Source organism: Bartonella sp. LJL80 (assembly GCF_054871565.1).
In genome coordinates, this window is the sequence record NZ_JBTXLM010000001.1 from 580,792 (window position 1) to 596,461 (window position 15,670).

Here is a 15,670-nt window from a genome sequence, read left to right on the forward strand (position 1 = left end):
CATGAGAAAGCTTGAAGGAAAAAAGCTGGTCGTTGCAACCCACAATGCCGGCAAGCTGCGCGAAATTGCTGACTTAATCGGCCCTTTCGGGTTCGAAACCAGCTCTGCCGGTGAACTGGGTTTGCCTGAGCCTGAGGAAACCGGCACGACATTTGAAGAAAACGCCTACATCAAGGCCTTTGCTGCTGCAAAGGCCACCGGCCTGCCAGCACTGTCTGATGATTCCGGTATGGAAGCCGATGCCCTTGACCGCGCCCCCGGTGTTTACACCGCCGACTGGGCCATTCAGTCAGATGGCAGTCGCGATTTCGCCAAAGCCATGCAGCTTGTCGAAGATCGGTTGCAGGAAATCGGTGCTGTAGAAAAAGCCAAACGGCATGGGCGTTTTGTTTCCGTCCTTTGTCTGGCATGGCCCGACGGGCATGCGGAATATTTCCGCGGCGAAATTGAAGGCGATCTGGTCTGGCCACCCCGCGGCGATGACGGTTTTGGTTATGACCCGATGTTTCAGCCGCAAGGGTATGAAAAAACCTTTGGGCAAATGAATGCACAAGAAAAGCATGGCTGGAAACCGGGTGATTCGACCGCGCTTTCCCACCGTGCCCGTGCCTTCAAACTGTTTGCAGAAAGCCTTTTGGCCGGCTAGAGCATTTTCCGAAAAGTGTGAAGCGCATCCGTGGGGAAAATGATTCACAGGATCGTTTTCTTAATCCCACTCCTATCGGACAAAAAATGCTGCAAAAAGGAGACCTAGAGCACGTATTTGGTTCATCAAATACCGAACGTGCTCTAGAGCCTTTCCAACACAAGTTGAAGACTTCTGTATCCGGACAATGCGATAAAACAAAGAGTTAGAGTGAATCCATGCCCCAACAAAAAGAAGATTTTCTTTAATGGAAAAACCGTTCGGCATTTATGTGCACTGGCCGTTTTGCGCGGCCAAATGCCCGTATTGCGACTTTAATTCACATGTGCGGATGCAAGGTGTTGATCAGCAGCGCTTTGTTGCCGGTTTTGCCCGCGAAATGGCAAGTTTGCGTCAACGCACCGGCCCGCGTCAGGTGTCCAGCATTTTTCTTGGCGGTGGTACGCCCTCCTTGATGGAGCCCAGCACGGTTGATGCTGTTTTACAGGCCATTAACCGGAACTGGACAATCAAGCCCGATGCTGAAATCACCATGGAAGCCAACCCTTCCAGTGTGGAGGCCGAGCGGTTTCGCGGCTATCGCGCCGCGGGCGTCAACCGGCTTTCGCTGGGTGTACAGGCATTGGACGACGCCGAGCTGAAACGTTTAGGGCGCTTGCATGACGTTGCTCAAGCGCTTTCTGCCATTGGCCTTGCGCGCGAGATTTTCCCCCGCCTGTCATTCGACCTGATTTATGCCCGCCCCGGCCAAACGCTGGAAGCGTGGCAAAGCGAGCTGCATCGTGCCATTGATCTGGCCGCCGACCATCTTTCTCTCTACCAATTGACGATTGAAGAGGGCACCGCTTTCCATCGCCTCTATACTGCCGGAAAACTTACCCTGCCCGAGCCGGAAGTGGCTGCCGATCTCTATGATCTGACGCAACAGGTTACAAAGGCGCGCGGCCTGCCTGCCTATGAAATTTCCAATCATGCGGTACCGGGGGCAGAATCGCAGCATAATCTGCTTTATTGGCGCTATGATGAATATGCCGGTTTTGGCCCCGGTGCCCATGGCCGTTTTATTCCCGATCAGGCCGATAGGGCCGAACAAACACGTCTTGTAACAATGACGGAAAAACTTCCCGAGCGCTGGCTTGAACTGGTTGAAAGCCGCGGCCACGGTGTGGTTGAAGAAGAAAAGCTGACGCTGGATGAGCAAGCCGACGAAATGTTGCTAATGGGTCTCAGACTTTACGAAGGTTTGGATCTTCATCGTTATGAGGCGTTGGCCGGTCATGCACTGGATGGGCAAACGCTTGCGCGGTTGCAGCAACAAGGCTTGATCGAGCCGGTGGGCAATGCAAGGCTGCGGGCAACAGCTTCCGGCCGCATTGTGCTTGATCACGTCATTACCGCTTTGGCGCGTTAGAGCGCATTTCGACCCGATGCTATCCAGCCGGCGCTCTAGGGTCGGGAGCTATTCATTTGAACAAAATGGTATGAGGAAATTTTGTTGAGAACGAGGAGAAGGGTGGCAGGAAACATGAATATTTCCAAGGGGCTTCGATAAAATTATCAGCAAAATTGACCATATCCCGAAGGGACACAAAAACAGCTTCAATCTGCATGCTAGAAAAGCTCACCCGGATATACCACTTGGCTTTCGCTTTCCTTCGCGCATCTCTTTGCTGTTTGTTGTGCTATGCCTTTTGAAGAATGCGTCTTGATCCTCAGCCTGTTGCGCACTGTACATGAAGGTAAAAATCAGCGTGCCTGGTTGGATGTGGACGAGGGAGCGCTTTTGCGCATAATTTCATTGCTTACATGACTTTCCATCGTGATATGTCGGCGTTTTACCATAGCTGAAGCAATAACAGCTCATAGGTTTTGACGGTAAATATGCATGAAATGCGCAGCAATACCGCCGATAACTTGCGTATATTGCGCATTAAATTGCGTATTCTGATTATTTTATTTGACTCTATGGCTAAATTGAGCAAACAATGGCCATTATTTGGCTGGTTTGCGCAAAAAGTTTGGGGGCATGCGCAACCTTTCCCGGAGGAACTGATATGCAAATACCGATTAAGCGTGGGATTGAAAAAGTACCGGGCGGCATGATGGTTGTGCCCCTGTTGATCGGCGCGCTAATTGCCACATTTTTCCCCACCGCACCAAGCTATTTCGGTTCTTTTACCGGTGCGTTGTTTACCGGCTCTTTGCCCATACTTGCGGTCTTTTATGTTTGCATGGGTGCCAGCATTAATTTTAAGGCCGCACCCTATATTGTTAAAAAAGGCGGCACATTATTTATCGTCAAGGTTGGGATGGCCATTCTTGTCGGTGTCATCGCCGGCCGCTTTCTGGGTGAATCGCCCGTTACTGCCGGTATCTTTGCCGGTATCTCCACCTTGGCTCTGGTTGCGGCATTGAATGATACCAATGGCGGTCTTTATATGGCGTTGATGGGGCAATATGGTCGTCCGCGCGATGTCGGTGCCTACACAATCATGTGCCTTGAATCCGGCCCATTCCTTACCATGGTTACCTTAGGCGTTGCCGGTCTTTCTGCTTTTCCGTGGCAGGCTTTGGTGGGCAGTATCCTGCCATTGGCAATTGGTATGATTTTAGGCAATCTCGACAAGGAAATGCGTGAGTTTCTGGGTAAAGCCAGCGGCGTGATGATTCCGTTCTTCGCTTTCGCTCTGGGTGGTTCTCTTGATCTGTCAAAGGTTTGGCAGGCAGGGCTCCTTGGTCTTGCCATGGGTGTGGGCGTTGTCATTATTACCGGTATTCCTTTGTTCTTTGCCGACCGGTTAACCGGTGGTACGGGCGTTGCCGGTGTGGCTGCGGCCTCGACCGCCGGTAATGCGGCGGCCGTACCGGCCATTGTTGCGGCTGCCAATCCGGCTTATGCCGAGGCGGCGGTTCATGCCACCATGCTTGTCGCGGCATGTGTTGTTGTCACCACTATTCTGGTGCCGTTTTTGACGGCTTGGACAGCCAAGAAATTCGGACAGCCGGAATCAGAGCCTGACGAAGAAACCGGCTTGGTTTAAGGGGCGGTGCGGTCATGAGAAATTGGTTGATCATAGCAGACGACCTGACCGGTGCCGCAGATTGTGCCATTGCCTTTGGCCGTCATGGGCCAGAGGCAACCGTGGGGTGGGGTGATGCCTATCCGGCCATGTCGGACCGTACGCAAATATTCTCCTATAATGCTGACAGCCGCGAGCTTGAGGCCGAAGAAAGTGCACAACTGCAAAGCCGGTTGATGCAAAATCTGTGGTCCGGCGAGGCATATTTGTTTCGTAAGATCGACTCCACCTTGCGCGGTCAACCGGCTGCAGACATTGCCGCAACAATTGCGTTTCTAAAGCAGCAAACCGGACGCGGTATCGGCGTTTTTGCACCGGCTTTTCCTGCAACAGGCCGTGTCACGCGGGATGGCAAGATTTTTGTCAATCATGTTGAATTGGAACAAACGGAGCTTTGGCAACGCGACCATACCTATCCGACATCCGATCTTAAACGCATCGTAGAAGAATTTGCCGGTGTGGACTGTTTTGTTGTCGGGTTGGAAGAGATCAGGCAGCCGCACGACAAGCTTGCAAGCTATGTGGCGGATCTGGAAAGCCGTTCGGATGCAGCGGTTCTGGTTTTTGACGCACAAACCGAAGAAGATCTTCAGGCCATTGCGCGGCTGTATACCAAAGTCGATCCATCGCGTTTCTTTATTGGCAGTGCCGGCTTGGCACATGCCTTTGCAGCCAATTGTCCCTCAAAGCCGAAGTCAGATGCAACTGCGGTCAAAGACCGTGGCGGCATCATGATTGTGGTGGGTTCTCTCGCTTACGCCTCACGCTCATCGGCCCGTGAATTGGTTGCAACACGCGATGTCGAGCATTTTCTGGTTATTCCTGAAATCTTGCTGGCAGGTGGAGCAGAGCTTGACGCCATGGCTGGCGATATCGTGCAAGCCTTGAAGAACGGCGGTGATGTGCTGATAGAAATGGCGATGGGCAAAGAGCTTGATATGTCGTTGGGGCCGAAGCTTGCGCAAAATCTTGCTCATGCCTTGCAATTGGCAGCACCCCACCTTGCGGGTTTTGCGGCAACCGGTGGTGAAACCGCCAGTGTTTTAATGGATGCCTTCGGCATTAACGGCATTTGCCTGCGCGATGAAATAGAAGCCGGTGTTTCCTTGGGGTTGACCCGTGGCAGTGTGGAAATTCCGGTCGCAACCAAAGCCGGTGCATTTGGCGATGAAAATAGTCTGGTGCGTATTTTTGACCGGCTGACCGAGATTAGAAAAGAAGGAAAACTTTAATGCGTGTACCGAAAATCGTCATCACCATGGGTGATCCGTCAGGTATCGGGCCGGAAGTGATTATGAAAGCGCTTGCCAATCCGGAAGTCTATAAGATGTGCCAGCCGGTGGTCATTGGCGATGCCGAACGCTTGCGCAAAGCCGGTGAAATTGTCCATTCGACATTACGGGTCAATGGGGTGGACGATATCGACATGATCACGCCTGAAGCCGGCGTTGTCGACTGTGTTGATCTAAAGCTCGTTCCTGCCGATCATCCTTTTGGCGCGGTGTCGGAGCTTTCGGGTGAAGCGGCCTATCAATACATTAAAAAAGCAGCTGAAATTGTTTCTGCAGGCAAGGCGCAGGCCATTTGCACAGCGCCCATCAGCAAGGAAGCGCTTCATGCGGCAGGGCATAAATTTCCCGGTCATACCGAGCTTTTGGCCCATCTGACCAATACGCCGGAAGTATCCATGATGCTGGTTTCGCCGAAATTGCGCGTGATCCACGTCACAACCCATATCGGCCTGATTGATGCCGTGGCCAAGATCGAGCCGGGTTTGGTAGAGCGCGTCATTACGCGCGGTCATGATGTGCTGGTCAAGCGTGGCATGGAAAACCCCAAGATCGCCGTTTGTGCCATCAATCCCCATGCCGGTGAAAATGGCCTGTTCGGCTATGGCGAAGAAGATGCCAAAATCGTTCCTGCTGTCAAAGCCTGTCAGGCAAAAGGCTGGAATGTGGTTGGCCCGCTTCCCGGTGATACATTATTCTATCTTGCCGGTCGTGGCGATTATGACATGGTGGTGGCCATGTATCACGATCAGGGGCATATTCCCGTCAAGGTATTGGGCTTGGAAGATGGTGTAAACATCACCGTCGGTCTGCCGGTGATCCGCACATCTGTCGATCATGGAACAGCCTTTGATATTGCCGGTAAAGGCATTGCCGACGAACGCAGTCTGGTGGAGGCACTACGCCAGGCCGCAGATTTGGCACCTAGAACATAGCCGACCTTTCCAATTGCCTTGTTCTGTTGGGTTTCTGCTTTGGGCAGCTGCTTGATCACAGGGGCTTAAATCAATGTCCACGGCGATCTTTTTCGCCAACACTTTGATTGTGTTTTGATATGGTATATTGGGTTACACCAGTCGAACACGGCAGAACAAAGCAAAGAGCGTTCCGGGTCACCCCCCGCATAAGCCCGGGACGCTCTTTTGACATAGGGAAGAGTTTTGATGAACAGCAAGGAACGTCGGGCGCTTTTGGTCAACGATCTGGCTATGGGCGCCGTCAATGTTGAGCAATTGGCCGAACGCTTTGCCGTTTCTGCTTCGACGATCCGGCGTGATCTGCAATATCTTGCAAAAAACGGCCATGTGCAGCGGACGTATGGCGGCGCCGTTCTGAACCACGCAGTGCCGGAAATGTCGTTCATGGAGCGTATGGAACGCAATGGTGAGAAAAAGCGTGCCATTGCCCGCCTTGCCTGCGATTTGATCCAGGACGGTGACACCATCATGCTTGATGCCGGTTCTACCGTTTGTGCCTTGGGCCGGATGCTGGTTGGGCGCAAGCTGCGCATCATTACAAATAATCTGATGCTCATTCCCATTCTGGATGGCGCGCCTGATCTGGAGCTGATCATTCTGGGTGGGAAATGCCGTAATACCAGCATGGGGATATTCGGCTCGCTGGCGCTGGAAAATCTTGAACATATGACTGCCGATCTGCTGTTTACCAGTGCAGATGGTGTTGTGGCAGGCAAGGGGCTTTGTGAAGCAAGCCTTGAACAGACAGTCTTGAAGCGCGCCATGATTATGCGGGCAGGGGAAACCATTGTCCTAGCCGATTCACGCAAGATCAATCGTGCCGAGCAACATGCCTGGGCAAAGCTTCCCCAACATTGGACGCTGATCAGCGACAGCGATATGAGCGATTGCGATAAAGCGGCTTTCGAGGCGCAAGGTGCAAAAGTATTCCGCGCTGACTGACCCTGGCAAGTGTTACAATGGTCATGGCTATTGATCCCGGACGTTTTGACGATCGCTCGATCTCACAAACAATGGTGGATGACGCTTTATTTGGAATGTAAGCCTTGGGCCCGTCGCCTTTTTTGAGTGAGACCGTTATACTTTGTGCCTGACGGGATCGACGGAGGGTAGGTGGATTTCAATTCCACAGGAACCTGCGTTCAGTAAAATGAGACGTTATGGGAGATGGATTGATGGCAAGGTTATTTTTCGCATTATCGGCCTGTTTTTTGCTTGCGTCATGTGCTGAAACACCGCGCTTGAGTGCGCATCAGCAGACCGCCGACTTCAATGCACCGGCAATTGCGGGCGAAAAGCCGGATAAAGATGTAACGGATAAGGCGGCGCAAATTGCCGTCGAGCATCAACGTGATATATTCACGGTTTATAAAATCCGCTCAAATTTCAAAAATCCCGATCAACCCGATAGCCGTCTCGATCGCTGGCGTGTCTTGATGCCTTAATCGACAGGTTCACAGGTTCAGATTTCTTCAATCTCGATCAGGGTTCCGTCAAAATCCTTGGGGTGCAGAAACAGAACCGGCTTGCCATGGGCACCGATCTTCGGTGTGCTATCACCCAAGATACGCACGCCATCGGCCGCCAGCCTATCGCGTGCTTTCATAATATCATCAACCTCGAAGCAAAGATGATGGATACCACCGGTAGGATTTTTTGCCAGAAAGGCCGCGATGGGGGATTGGTCGCCAAAGGGGTGCAACAATTCGATCTTGGTATTGGGCAGTTCGACAAACACCACACTGACACCATGGTCCGGCAGATCCTGAACGGCGGAAACAGTACCACCCATCATTTGATAACGCCGAGCCGCTTTGCAAAGATCAGGCACAGCAATGGCGACATGGTTGAGACGGCCAAAATGGGACATGAAAAACCCTTGAGATGTTGAACGATCAAATATTGCGCAATTTCCCTTGTAGAAGATCCAGAATACGCGATGCTGCTTCCACGACATTGGTGCCCGGGCCGAAGACGGCCGCGACGCCATGGTCTTGCAAAAAAGCATAGTCCTGCCGTGGCACCACGCCACCGCAGACCACGATAATATCGTCGGCACCGCGTTGTTTCAAAGCTGCCACCAGTTGCGGCAACAGCGTCTTATGGCCTGCCGCCAGTGATGAAACGCCAATGAGTTGCACGTTTTTGGCAATGGCCATATCGGCAGCCTCATCTGGAGTTTGAAAAAGCGGTCCGGCAATCACATCAAAGCCCATATCACCAAAGGCTGAAGCAATGATTTTTGCGCCGCGGTCATGGCCATCCTGCCCAAGCTTGGCCACCATAATGCGCGGTTTTGTCTTCATAGCGGCGGTGATCTCGCCAATGCGGGTTTGCAACGTCTGATATTCAGGCTCGTTGCCATAGGCTTTGCCATAAATGTCCTTTACCACAATCGGGGTGGCCGAATGGTCGCCGAATACCTTGCGCATGGCATCGGATATTTCGCCAACCGTGGCACGCGCCCTTGCCGCTTCGACGGCTGCAGTGAGAAGATTGCCCTTCCCGCTTCTTGCAACGCTTTCCAAAGTTTCCAATGTGGCGGCAACCTTGCTGCTGTCGCGGTTGCGGCGGATTTTCTCCAGTCTGGCGATTTGGGCAGCACGTACCTTGGAATTATCAATCTCAAGAATGTCCAGCGTGTCTTCATTTTCAAGCCGGTATTTATTGACGCCGACAATCACTTCTTCACCCTTGTCTACGGCCGCTTGTCGTGCGGTTGCGGCTTCTTCAATCAGGCGTTTGGGCAGCCCGTCATGGACAGCTTTTGTCATGCCGCCCAGACTTTCCACTTTTTCAATCAGCGCCCAGGCTTTGCTTGCCAACGCGTCGGTCAGGCTTTCAACATAATAGGAACCGGCCAGCGGATCCACCACCTTTGTCACGCCTGTTTCATGTTGCAGGATCAATTGGGTATTGCGGGCAATGCGGGCGGAAAACTCCGTCGGCAGGGCAATCGCTTCGTCGAAGGAATTTGTGTGAAGCGATTGCGTGCCGCCCAGCACTGCGGCCATGGCTTCATAGGCGGTGCGTACAATATTGTTATAGGGGTCTTGCTCCTGCAACGAGACACCCGATGTCTGGCAATGGGTGCGCAACATCAAAGACGACGCTTTTTTAGGGGCAAATTCATGCATGATGCGCGACCATAAAAGCCGCGCTGCGCGAAGCTTTGCCGCTTCCATGAAAAAGTTCATACCGATAGCAAAAAAGAATGACAGGCGACCGGCAAACTGGTCAACATCCAGCCCCTTTTGCAAGGCGGCACGCACATATTCCCGTCCGTCTGCCAATGTAAAAGCCAGTTCCTGCACCAGCGTGGCACCGGCTTCCTGCATATGATAGCCGGAAATGGAAATGGAGTTGAAACGCGGCATTTCCTCAGCCGTATATTCAATAATATCGGCTATAATGCGCATAGACGCTTCAGGGGGATAAATATAGGTATTGCGTACCATGAATTCTTTTAGAATATCATTTTGAATGGTGCCGGATAAGGCTGCCCGCGACACACCCTGTTCCTCGCCCGCCACGATGAAATTCGCAAGAATGGGAATGACCGCCCCATTCATGGTCATGGAAACCGACATGTCACCAAGCGGGATGCCTTCAAACAGAATCTTCATGTCTTCGACCGAATCGATGGCCACACCGGCTTTGCCGACATCGCCGACCACCCGCGGATGGTCGGAATCGTAGCCGCGATGGGTGGCCAGATCAAATGCCACAGAAAGGCCTTTTTGCCCCGCCGCCAAACCTTTTTTATAAAAGGCATTGGATTCTTCCGCTGTTGAAAAACCGGCATATTGACGGATTGTCCAAGGCCGTCCCGTATACATGGTGGCACGCGGCCCGCGCAAAAACGGGTCGATCCCCGGCAAGGTGTCCAAACTGTCAATGTTTTGCAGATCATCCTTGGTATAGACAGGCTTGATATCAATGCCTTCCGGCGTATGCCAGATCAGGTTTTCGGGCGCTGCCTTCAACTCTTTTTCTGCCAATGACTTCCATTCATCCAGTGTGGCTTTTTGGGTCATCAAGCAAACTCCATGATGATCTGGTCAACGGCAAGGCTTGCGCCCACTTCAACCGCAATGGCGCTGACAATGCTTTTCTTTTCCGCCCGCAACATGTTTTCCATTTTCATTGCTTCAACAATCGCCAAGGGTTGTCCCGCTTCGACGGCTTCGCCTTCAGCCACCAAAAGCGATGTGATGACACCGGGCATCGGGCATAATAAAAGTTTCGATGTATCAGGCGGCAATTTTATCGGCATGAATTGCGCCAATTCTGCCACGCGTGGCTCGCGCACATGCGCGACCACATCCATTCCGCCGCAACGCAACCGGATGGCCGTACCCGAAATATCGATCTTCACTTGCATGATTGACGTTGTTGAAACGCAAAAACGCGCCATGGTCATGCCCGGCAACCATTTACTTTCAAGCGACATCACCGTGCCATCGGCAAACTCAACCTCGCTGCCGCCCGTAGCGGTTTTGAGCACCAGCTGAAAGCGCTCATCGGCAAAGGTAACGACCCATTCATCGCCAACGATGCGGCGGTGATTATCCAGCGTGCCGGAAATCATCGTGGCGCGGTGTTGCAATTGATGGTTGATAAAAGCGGCAATGGCGGCAAGCGCGCGCGCCTCTTCCGGTTCAGGTGTGACACCATGGAAACCATCGGGAAATTCTTCTGCAATATAGGCGGTGGTGAGTTTGCCATCCTGAAACCTTTTTTGCCGCATGACAGCTGAAAGGAAAGGCAGGTTGTGGCCAATCCCTTCAACCTCGAAACCATCCAGCGCATCGCGCATGGCGTCGATGGCGGTGAGGCGGTCTTTGCCCCATGTCACCAGTTTTGAAATCATCGGATCATAATAGATTGATATCTCACCACCTTCATACACACCGGTATCATTGCGCACTTTCGCGCCATCCAGCCGGTCGAGGCTTAAAGGCGGGTTATAACGCGTAAGCCTGCCGGTCGAGGGTAAAAAGTTGCGAAACGGGTCTTCGGCATAAAGCCGGCATTCCATGGCCCAGCCATCCAGCTTCACATCGTCTTGCGCAAGCGGCAAAGCCTCGCCGTCGGCAACACGGATCATCAACTCCACCAGATCAAGGCCGGTGATCATTTCCGTTACCGGATGTTCCACCTGCAAGCGGGTATTCATCTCCAGAAAATAGAAATTGCGGTTGCCATCGACGATAAATTCCACCGTGCCGGCTGATGTGTAACCAACGGCGCGGGCAAGCGCGACCGCCTGCGCACCCATGGCTTTGCGCGTTTGCGCATCGAGGAAGGGCGATGGTGCCTCCTCGATCACTTTCTGGTTGCGGCGCTGGATCGAGCATTCGCGCTCTCCAAGGTAGATGATGTCGCCATGCTTGTCGCCCATGATCTGTATTTCGATATGGCGTGGTTCGGTAACGAATTTTTCTATAAAAATGCGGTCATCACCGAAGGACGATTTCGCTTCATTTTTGGATGCCTGAAAACCTTCGCGCGCTTCTTCGTCATTCCATGCAATGCGCATGCCTTTGCCGCCACCACCGGCGGAAGCTTTAATCATCACCGGATAGCCGATTGCGCCCGCAATGGTAACCGCCTCGTCGGCATTTTCAATCAGGCCCATATGGCCGGGCACCGTCGAAACGCCGGCCTCAGCAGCCAGTTTTTTCGACGTGATCTTGTCGCCCATGGCGCGCATGGCTTGTGCGGGCGGGCCGATAAGGATGAGACCTTCTTTATCCAGCCTTTCGGCAAATAGCGGGTTTTCCGATAGGAAGCCATAACCGGGATGGATAGCATCTGCCCCTGTTTGTTTGGCAGCCTCGACAATTTTGTCAATCACCAGATAGGATTGTGCCGATGCCGCAGGGCCGATATGGACAGCCTCATCCGCTTCACGGACATGAAGCGCATTGGCATCGGCGTCGGAATAGACAGCAACGGTTGCAATGCCCATACGCTTGGCGGTGCGGATGACACGGCAGGCAATTTCACCACGATTGGCAATCAGAATTTTTTTAATCATTTCGGTGCCCTCAAAGTGGAATAGTGTCATGTTTGCGTGGACGGCTTTCCACCTTTTTGTTGCGCAGCGCAGCAAAGGCGCGCGCTACGCGTTTTCGGGTGGAATGCGGCATAATCACCTCGTCGATGAAGCCGCGTTCAGCCGCAACAAACGGGTTGGCAAACCGGCTTTCATATTCGGCTGTGCGGGCGGCAATTTTTTGGCTATCGTCAAGCTCCGAACGGTAGAGAATTTCCGTTGCGCCCTTGGCGCCCATGACGGCAATTTCGGCCGTTGGCCAGGCATAGTTGACGTCGGCACCAATATGTTTGGACGCCATCACATCATAGGCCCCGCCATAAGCCTTGCGGGTGATGACCGTCACCATAGGCACCGTGGCTTGCGCATAGGCAAACAGCAATTTGGAACCATGGATGATCACACCATTATATTCCTGTGCCGTACCGGGCAGAAATCCCGGTACATCGACAAGCGTCAGGATCGGAATATTGAAAGCATCGCAAAAGCGCACAAAACGCGCGCCCTTTCGTGCGGTGTCGATATCGAGACAACCGGCCAGCACCATAGGCTGATTGGCAACCACGCCAATGGTTCGACCTTCCATACGGATAAAACCGGTGATGAGATTTTTGGCAAAATCGGCTTTGACTTCAAAAAAGCTGCCTTCGTCGGCAATCGTTAAAATCAGCTCTTTCATATCATAGGGCGTGGTGGATGAATCGGGTATGAGTGTATCAAGCTTCATATCCAGCCGCAGCGGGTCATCATGGAAAGGCCGCACAGGCGGATTTTCACGGCTGTTAAGCGGTAGATAATCAAAAAGCAGGCGGATATTCTCCAAGGCTTCGATATCATTTTCAAATGCGCCGTCCGCCACCGATGATTTTTGCGTGTGGGTGCGTGCACCGCCCAATTCTTCCGCGGTAACAATTTCATTGGTCACGGTTTTGACCACATCAGGGCCGGTCACAAACATATAGGATGAATCACGCACCATGAAGATAAAGTCGGTCATGGCGGGAGAGTAGACAGCACCGCCGGCGCATGGCCCCATAATGACGGAAATCTGCGGAACGACGCCCGACACATCGACATTGCGGCGGAATACTTCTGCATAACCGGCAAGCGAAGCCACACCTTCCTGAATACGGGCGCCACCTGAATCGTTAAGGCCGATAACCGGAGCACCGTTGCGTGCAGCCACATCCATGATTTTGCAAATTTTTTGCGCATGGGTTTCCGACAGCGAGCCGCCAAGCACGGTGAAGTCCTGCGAGAAGACATAGACTTGCCGGCCGTTAATCGTGCCCCAACCGGTCACCACGCCATCACCGGCAAATTTCTGCTTTTCCATGCCAAAGTCGGTGCAGCGATGGCTGACAAACATGTCATATTCTTCAAACGAACCGGGATCAAGCAGCACGTCAAGCCTTTCGCGTGCCGTCAACTTACCCTTGCCATGCTGGGCCAAAATACGTTTTTCGCCACCGCCCGCTTTGGCATTGTCACGCAGTTCTTCCAATTGTTGCAATATAGCGCGCATGATTTCTCCGTCGGTTTGTGCAAACCGATTTCCTGCCAGCCTATGATGGCGGCACTTCAAAAATTTCAGCAGATAGCGGGACAAAAAGAAAAGGGCGCGTTTTCAAAGACGCAGCCCTTTTCCCCACCTCCCGCGTGTGTTCCTTCAGTGAAAGGCTGAACCTTTCTTCTCCCGAAAATGAACCTATCAGATTGTTTGCAATAATAAAGCTTGATCGCGTGCGAATGCATAAGTTATAAAAATGCAAATTGTAAATTGCAAAATTGCGAAAATCATGGCTATCGGAAAACTCTATATCGGGCGCAAAGTGCGCAAACTGCGTGAGGATAACAATCTTACCCAAGCGCAATTTGCTGAACGTATCGGCATATCCACGTCCTATCTCAACCAGATTGAAAACAATCAGCGTCCCGTTTCCGCTGCGGTTCTTCTTTCCTTGGCAGAAAAATTTCATATCAACATTTCCACCCTGTCTTCCGGGGAAGACGACCGGCTGCTTTCCGCCCTAAGCGAAACCTTGGCCGACCCGCTCTTTGAAAATAACCGCGCCGGCGTTCAGGAATTGCGTTTGATCACGCAAAATGCCCCCGGTCTGGCCCGCGCGCTGATATCGTGTCATCAGGCCTACCGGCTGGCTTCGGAGCAATTGGCCAGTACCGACGTCCGTTTGCAAGCCAGCGGCATGTCGGAAATCTTGCCTTATGAGGAGGTGCGCGATTTTTTCCACTTCGTCGATAATTACATCGATACGCTGGATCAATCTGCGGAAATATTGGCTGCGAGCATCGGTATCGGCGAAAGTGACAACCATGCAGCGCTTATTCGCACATTGGAAGAGCGATATCAGGTACTTGTGCGTTGGGGCAGCGCCGATGACGGTATGGTGCGCCAATATGACAGTGCAAGCCGGACATTGACTTTAAACCCTTATGCAACACCGCAAAAGCGCACCTTTCAGCTTGCGGTGCAATTGGCGCAATTTGAGGCCGATGATCTTTGTGACGAAATTATCGAAAAGGCCGGTTTCAAATCAAGCGAGGCCAATGAGATATGCCGGATCGGGCTGCATAACTATTTCGCCGGTGCGCTGGTTCTGCCTTATAAGCCGTTTTTACGCACGGCTGAATTGCTGCGGCACGATATCGAGCTGCTTGCAGCGCGCTTTGGTGTGTCGCTGGAACAGGTCTGCCATCGCCTGTCGACGTTACAACGGCCGGGTATGAAAGGTGTGCCGATATTTTTTGCCCGCGTTGACCGTGCCGGCAATATTACCAAACGCCATAGTGCAGCAAAACTTCAATTTGCCCGCTTCGGTTCTGCCTGTCCGGTATGGAATGCCCATCAGGCATTTGAATCGCCCGGCCGCATCATCCGCCAGCTTGCCGAAACACCTGACGGTGTGCGCTATTTGTGCCTTGCCGTTCAGGTCGTCAAGGGCAATGGCGGTTATCGCAGTGCCCATCCGCACTTCGCACTGGCCTTCGGTTGTGAAATTTCCAATGCGTCAAGCTTCGTCTATTCCGATGATCTCGACCTTGCCAATCGCGCTGCCTATGAAGCCATCGGCATTTCCTGCCGCATTTGTCCACGCACCCGTTGCCCAAGCCGCGCTGTTCCGCCGCTCAAGCACCGCCTGACAGTCAATCATAATCTGCGCGATGTCGTGCCCTATACGTTGGAGCAGATTGGTTAAACCTCTGCGCGTCAGCTTTGCTTTTTCCCCATCATGCCTAAATGCGTATGATTGAAACCGTCCGGCAATTTCAGACCGAACCCGAGCATGCGGTCAAAAGCAATGTGAGCAGCCCAAATCAGGCCGATGCTCAGGCAGGTTTCATTGTTTGCAAACCAACCCAAAAGCGCCAAAATCGCGGCAAAGCTGCTGGTGTGGAAAATATTGTATAGAATGGTTCCGGTGCGAACCGAAGCCAGATAGCCGAAAATGCTGACATCCGGCACGAAAAACAAAATGGCAAACAGCAGCCAGGACGCTTGGCAGTTCCAATAGATCAAAAGGATAATCACAAGCGCACACAGTGCTTCTATCCTGAGAAGTACTGCCGGTTTTGAAAAAATCAACATGATGTCCGCC

General features: G+C 52.5%; 13 protein-coding genes. 8 read left to right on the forward strand and 5 right to left on the reverse strand.

Annotated features, from left to right (window positions below; translation table 11 throughout):
- Window position 1 precedes the first annotated feature (1 nt).
- The 7 genes from ACYSNS_RS02620 to ACYSNS_RS02650 all read left to right on the forward strand — a co-directional run bounded on the left by ACYSNS_RS02620 (window position 2) and on the right by ACYSNS_RS02650 (window position 7,437).
- Window positions 2-646: a non-canonical purine NTP pyrophosphatase gene (locus ACYSNS_RS02620; protein WP_461721563.1), complete on the forward strand. Its 645-nt coding sequence runs from the start codon at window positions 2-4 to the stop codon at window positions 644-646.
- A gap of 247 nt (window positions 647-893) precedes the next feature.
- A complete protein-coding gene (gene hemW, locus ACYSNS_RS02625; protein WP_461721564.1) occupies window positions 894-2,057 on the forward strand; it encodes a radical SAM family heme chaperone HemW in 1,164 nt (387 codons plus the stop codon).
- Between the two features lie 643 nt (window positions 2,058-2,700).
- Window positions 2,701-3,687 (forward strand): 2-keto-3-deoxygluconate permease, encoded by a 987-nt coding sequence (locus tag ACYSNS_RS02630; protein ID WP_461721565.1) that lies wholly within the window; start codon window positions 2,701-2,703, stop codon window positions 3,685-3,687.
- 14 nt (window positions 3,688-3,701) lie between these two features.
- Window positions 3,702-4,958 (forward strand): four-carbon acid sugar kinase family protein, encoded by a 1,257-nt coding sequence (locus ACYSNS_RS02635; RefSeq protein WP_461721566.1) that lies wholly within the window; start codon window positions 3,702-3,704, stop codon window positions 4,956-4,958.
- Complete coding sequence (gene pdxA, locus ACYSNS_RS02640) at window positions 4,958-5,950, forward strand: 4-hydroxythreonine-4-phosphate dehydrogenase PdxA (protein ID WP_461721567.1); 993 nt, start codon at window positions 4,958-4,960, stop codon at window positions 5,948-5,950. Before ACYSNS_RS02635 ends, pdxA begins: the two co-directional genes overlap by 1 nt.
- Before the next feature lie 228 nt (window positions 5,951-6,178).
- Window positions 6,179-6,934 carry a DeoR/GlpR family DNA-binding transcription regulator gene (locus tag ACYSNS_RS02645; protein ID WP_461721568.1) on the forward strand — a complete coding sequence of 252 codons (756 nt, stop codon included), beginning with the start codon at window positions 6,179-6,181 and terminating at the stop codon, window positions 6,932-6,934.
- Window positions 6,935-7,167: 233 nt separating this feature from the next.
- On the forward strand, window positions 7,168-7,437 hold the full coding sequence (locus ACYSNS_RS02650) for a hypothetical protein (protein WP_461721569.1): 270 nt from the start codon (window positions 7,168-7,170) through the stop codon (window positions 7,435-7,437).
- A 17-nt stretch (window positions 7,438-7,454) separates the two neighbouring features.
- Here the strand turns inward: ACYSNS_RS02650 and mce are convergent, their stop codons facing one another.
- Genes mce through ACYSNS_RS02670 form a run of 4 tightly spaced genes read right to left on the reverse strand, consistent with a single transcriptional unit; the run spans window position 7,455 to window position 13,578 of the window.
- Entirely contained in the window at window positions 7,455-7,862 is a 408-nt protein-coding gene (gene mce, locus ACYSNS_RS02655; protein ID WP_461721570.1) for a methylmalonyl-CoA epimerase, read from the reverse strand.
- Window positions 7,863-7,887: 25 nt separating this feature from the next.
- Window positions 7,888-10,029: a methylmalonyl-CoA mutase gene (gene scpA / locus ACYSNS_RS02660; protein ID WP_461721571.1), complete on the reverse strand. Its 2,142-nt coding sequence runs from the start codon at window positions 10,027-10,029 to the stop codon at window positions 7,888-7,890.
- Window positions 10,029-12,035: an acetyl-CoA carboxylase biotin carboxylase subunit gene (locus ACYSNS_RS02665; protein ID WP_461721572.1), complete on the reverse strand. Its 2,007-nt coding sequence runs from the start codon at window positions 12,033-12,035 to the stop codon at window positions 10,029-10,031. The genes scpA and ACYSNS_RS02665 overlap by 1 nt, the downstream gene beginning before the upstream one ends.
- 10 nt (window positions 12,036-12,045) lie before the next feature.
- On the reverse strand, window positions 12,046-13,578 hold the full coding sequence (locus tag ACYSNS_RS02670) for an acyl-CoA carboxylase subunit beta (RefSeq protein WP_461721573.1): 1,533 nt from the start codon (window positions 13,576-13,578) through the stop codon (window positions 12,046-12,048).
- Between the two features lie 274 nt (window positions 13,579-13,852).
- Between ACYSNS_RS02670 and ACYSNS_RS02675 the strand changes: the two genes are divergently transcribed.
- Entirely contained in the window at window positions 13,853-15,271 is a 1,419-nt protein-coding gene (locus ACYSNS_RS02675) for a helix-turn-helix domain-containing protein (protein ID WP_461721574.1), read from the forward strand.
- 11 nt (window positions 15,272-15,282) lie between these two features.
- Here ACYSNS_RS02675 and ACYSNS_RS02680 read toward each other — a convergent pair whose 3' ends face one another.
- A complete protein-coding gene (locus ACYSNS_RS02680) occupies window positions 15,283-15,660 on the reverse strand; it encodes a DUF4260 domain-containing protein (RefSeq protein ID WP_461721575.1) in 378 nt (125 codons plus the stop codon).
- Window positions 15,661-15,670: the final 10 nt, after the last annotated feature.

What these genes read in the sequence shown, in the direction of transcription:
- ACYSNS_RS02650 (WP_461721569.1), top strand. Translation starts at nt 7,168, where the DNA reads ATGGCAAGGTTATTTTTCGCATTATCGGCCTGTTTTTTGCTTGCGTCA.
- pdxA (WP_461721567.1), top strand. Translation starts at nt 4,958, where the DNA reads ATGCGTGTACCGAAAATCGTCATCACCATGGGTGATCCGTCAGGTATC.
- ACYSNS_RS02670 (WP_461721573.1), bottom strand. Translation starts at nt 13,578, where the DNA reads ATGCGCGCTATATTGCAACAATTGGAAGAACTGCGTGACAATGCCAAA.
- ACYSNS_RS02630 (WP_461721565.1), top strand. Translation starts at nt 2,701, where the DNA reads ATGCAAATACCGATTAAGCGTGGGATTGAAAAAGTACCGGGCGGCATG.
- mce (WP_461721570.1), bottom strand. Translation starts at nt 7,862, where the DNA reads ATGTCCCATTTTGGCCGTCTCAACCATGTCGCCATTGCTGTGCCTGAT.
- ACYSNS_RS02635 (WP_461721566.1), top strand. Translation starts at nt 3,702, where the DNA reads ATGAGAAATTGGTTGATCATAGCAGACGACCTGACCGGTGCCGCAGAT.
- hemW (WP_461721564.1), top strand. Translation starts at nt 894, where the DNA reads ATGGAAAAACCGTTCGGCATTTATGTGCACTGGCCGTTTTGCGCGGCC.
- ACYSNS_RS02620 (WP_461721563.1), top strand. Translation starts at nt 2, where the DNA reads ATGAGAAAGCTTGAAGGAAAAAAGCTGGTCGTTGCAACCCACAATGCC.
- ACYSNS_RS02675 (WP_461721574.1), top strand. Translation starts at nt 13,853, where the DNA reads ATGGCTATCGGAAAACTCTATATCGGGCGCAAAGTGCGCAAACTGCGT.
- ACYSNS_RS02645 (WP_461721568.1), top strand. Translation starts at nt 6,179, where the DNA reads ATGAACAGCAAGGAACGTCGGGCGCTTTTGGTCAACGATCTGGCTATG.
- ACYSNS_RS02680 (WP_461721575.1), bottom strand. Translation starts at nt 15,660, where the DNA reads ATGTTGATTTTTTCAAAACCGGCAGTACTTCTCAGGATAGAAGCACTG.
- scpA (WP_461721571.1), bottom strand. Translation starts at nt 10,029, where the DNA reads ATGACCCAAAAAGCCACACTGGATGAATGGAAGTCATTGGCAGAAAAA.
- ACYSNS_RS02665 (WP_461721572.1), bottom strand. Translation starts at nt 12,035, where the DNA reads ATGATTAAAAAAATTCTGATTGCCAATCGTGGTGAAATTGCCTGCCGT.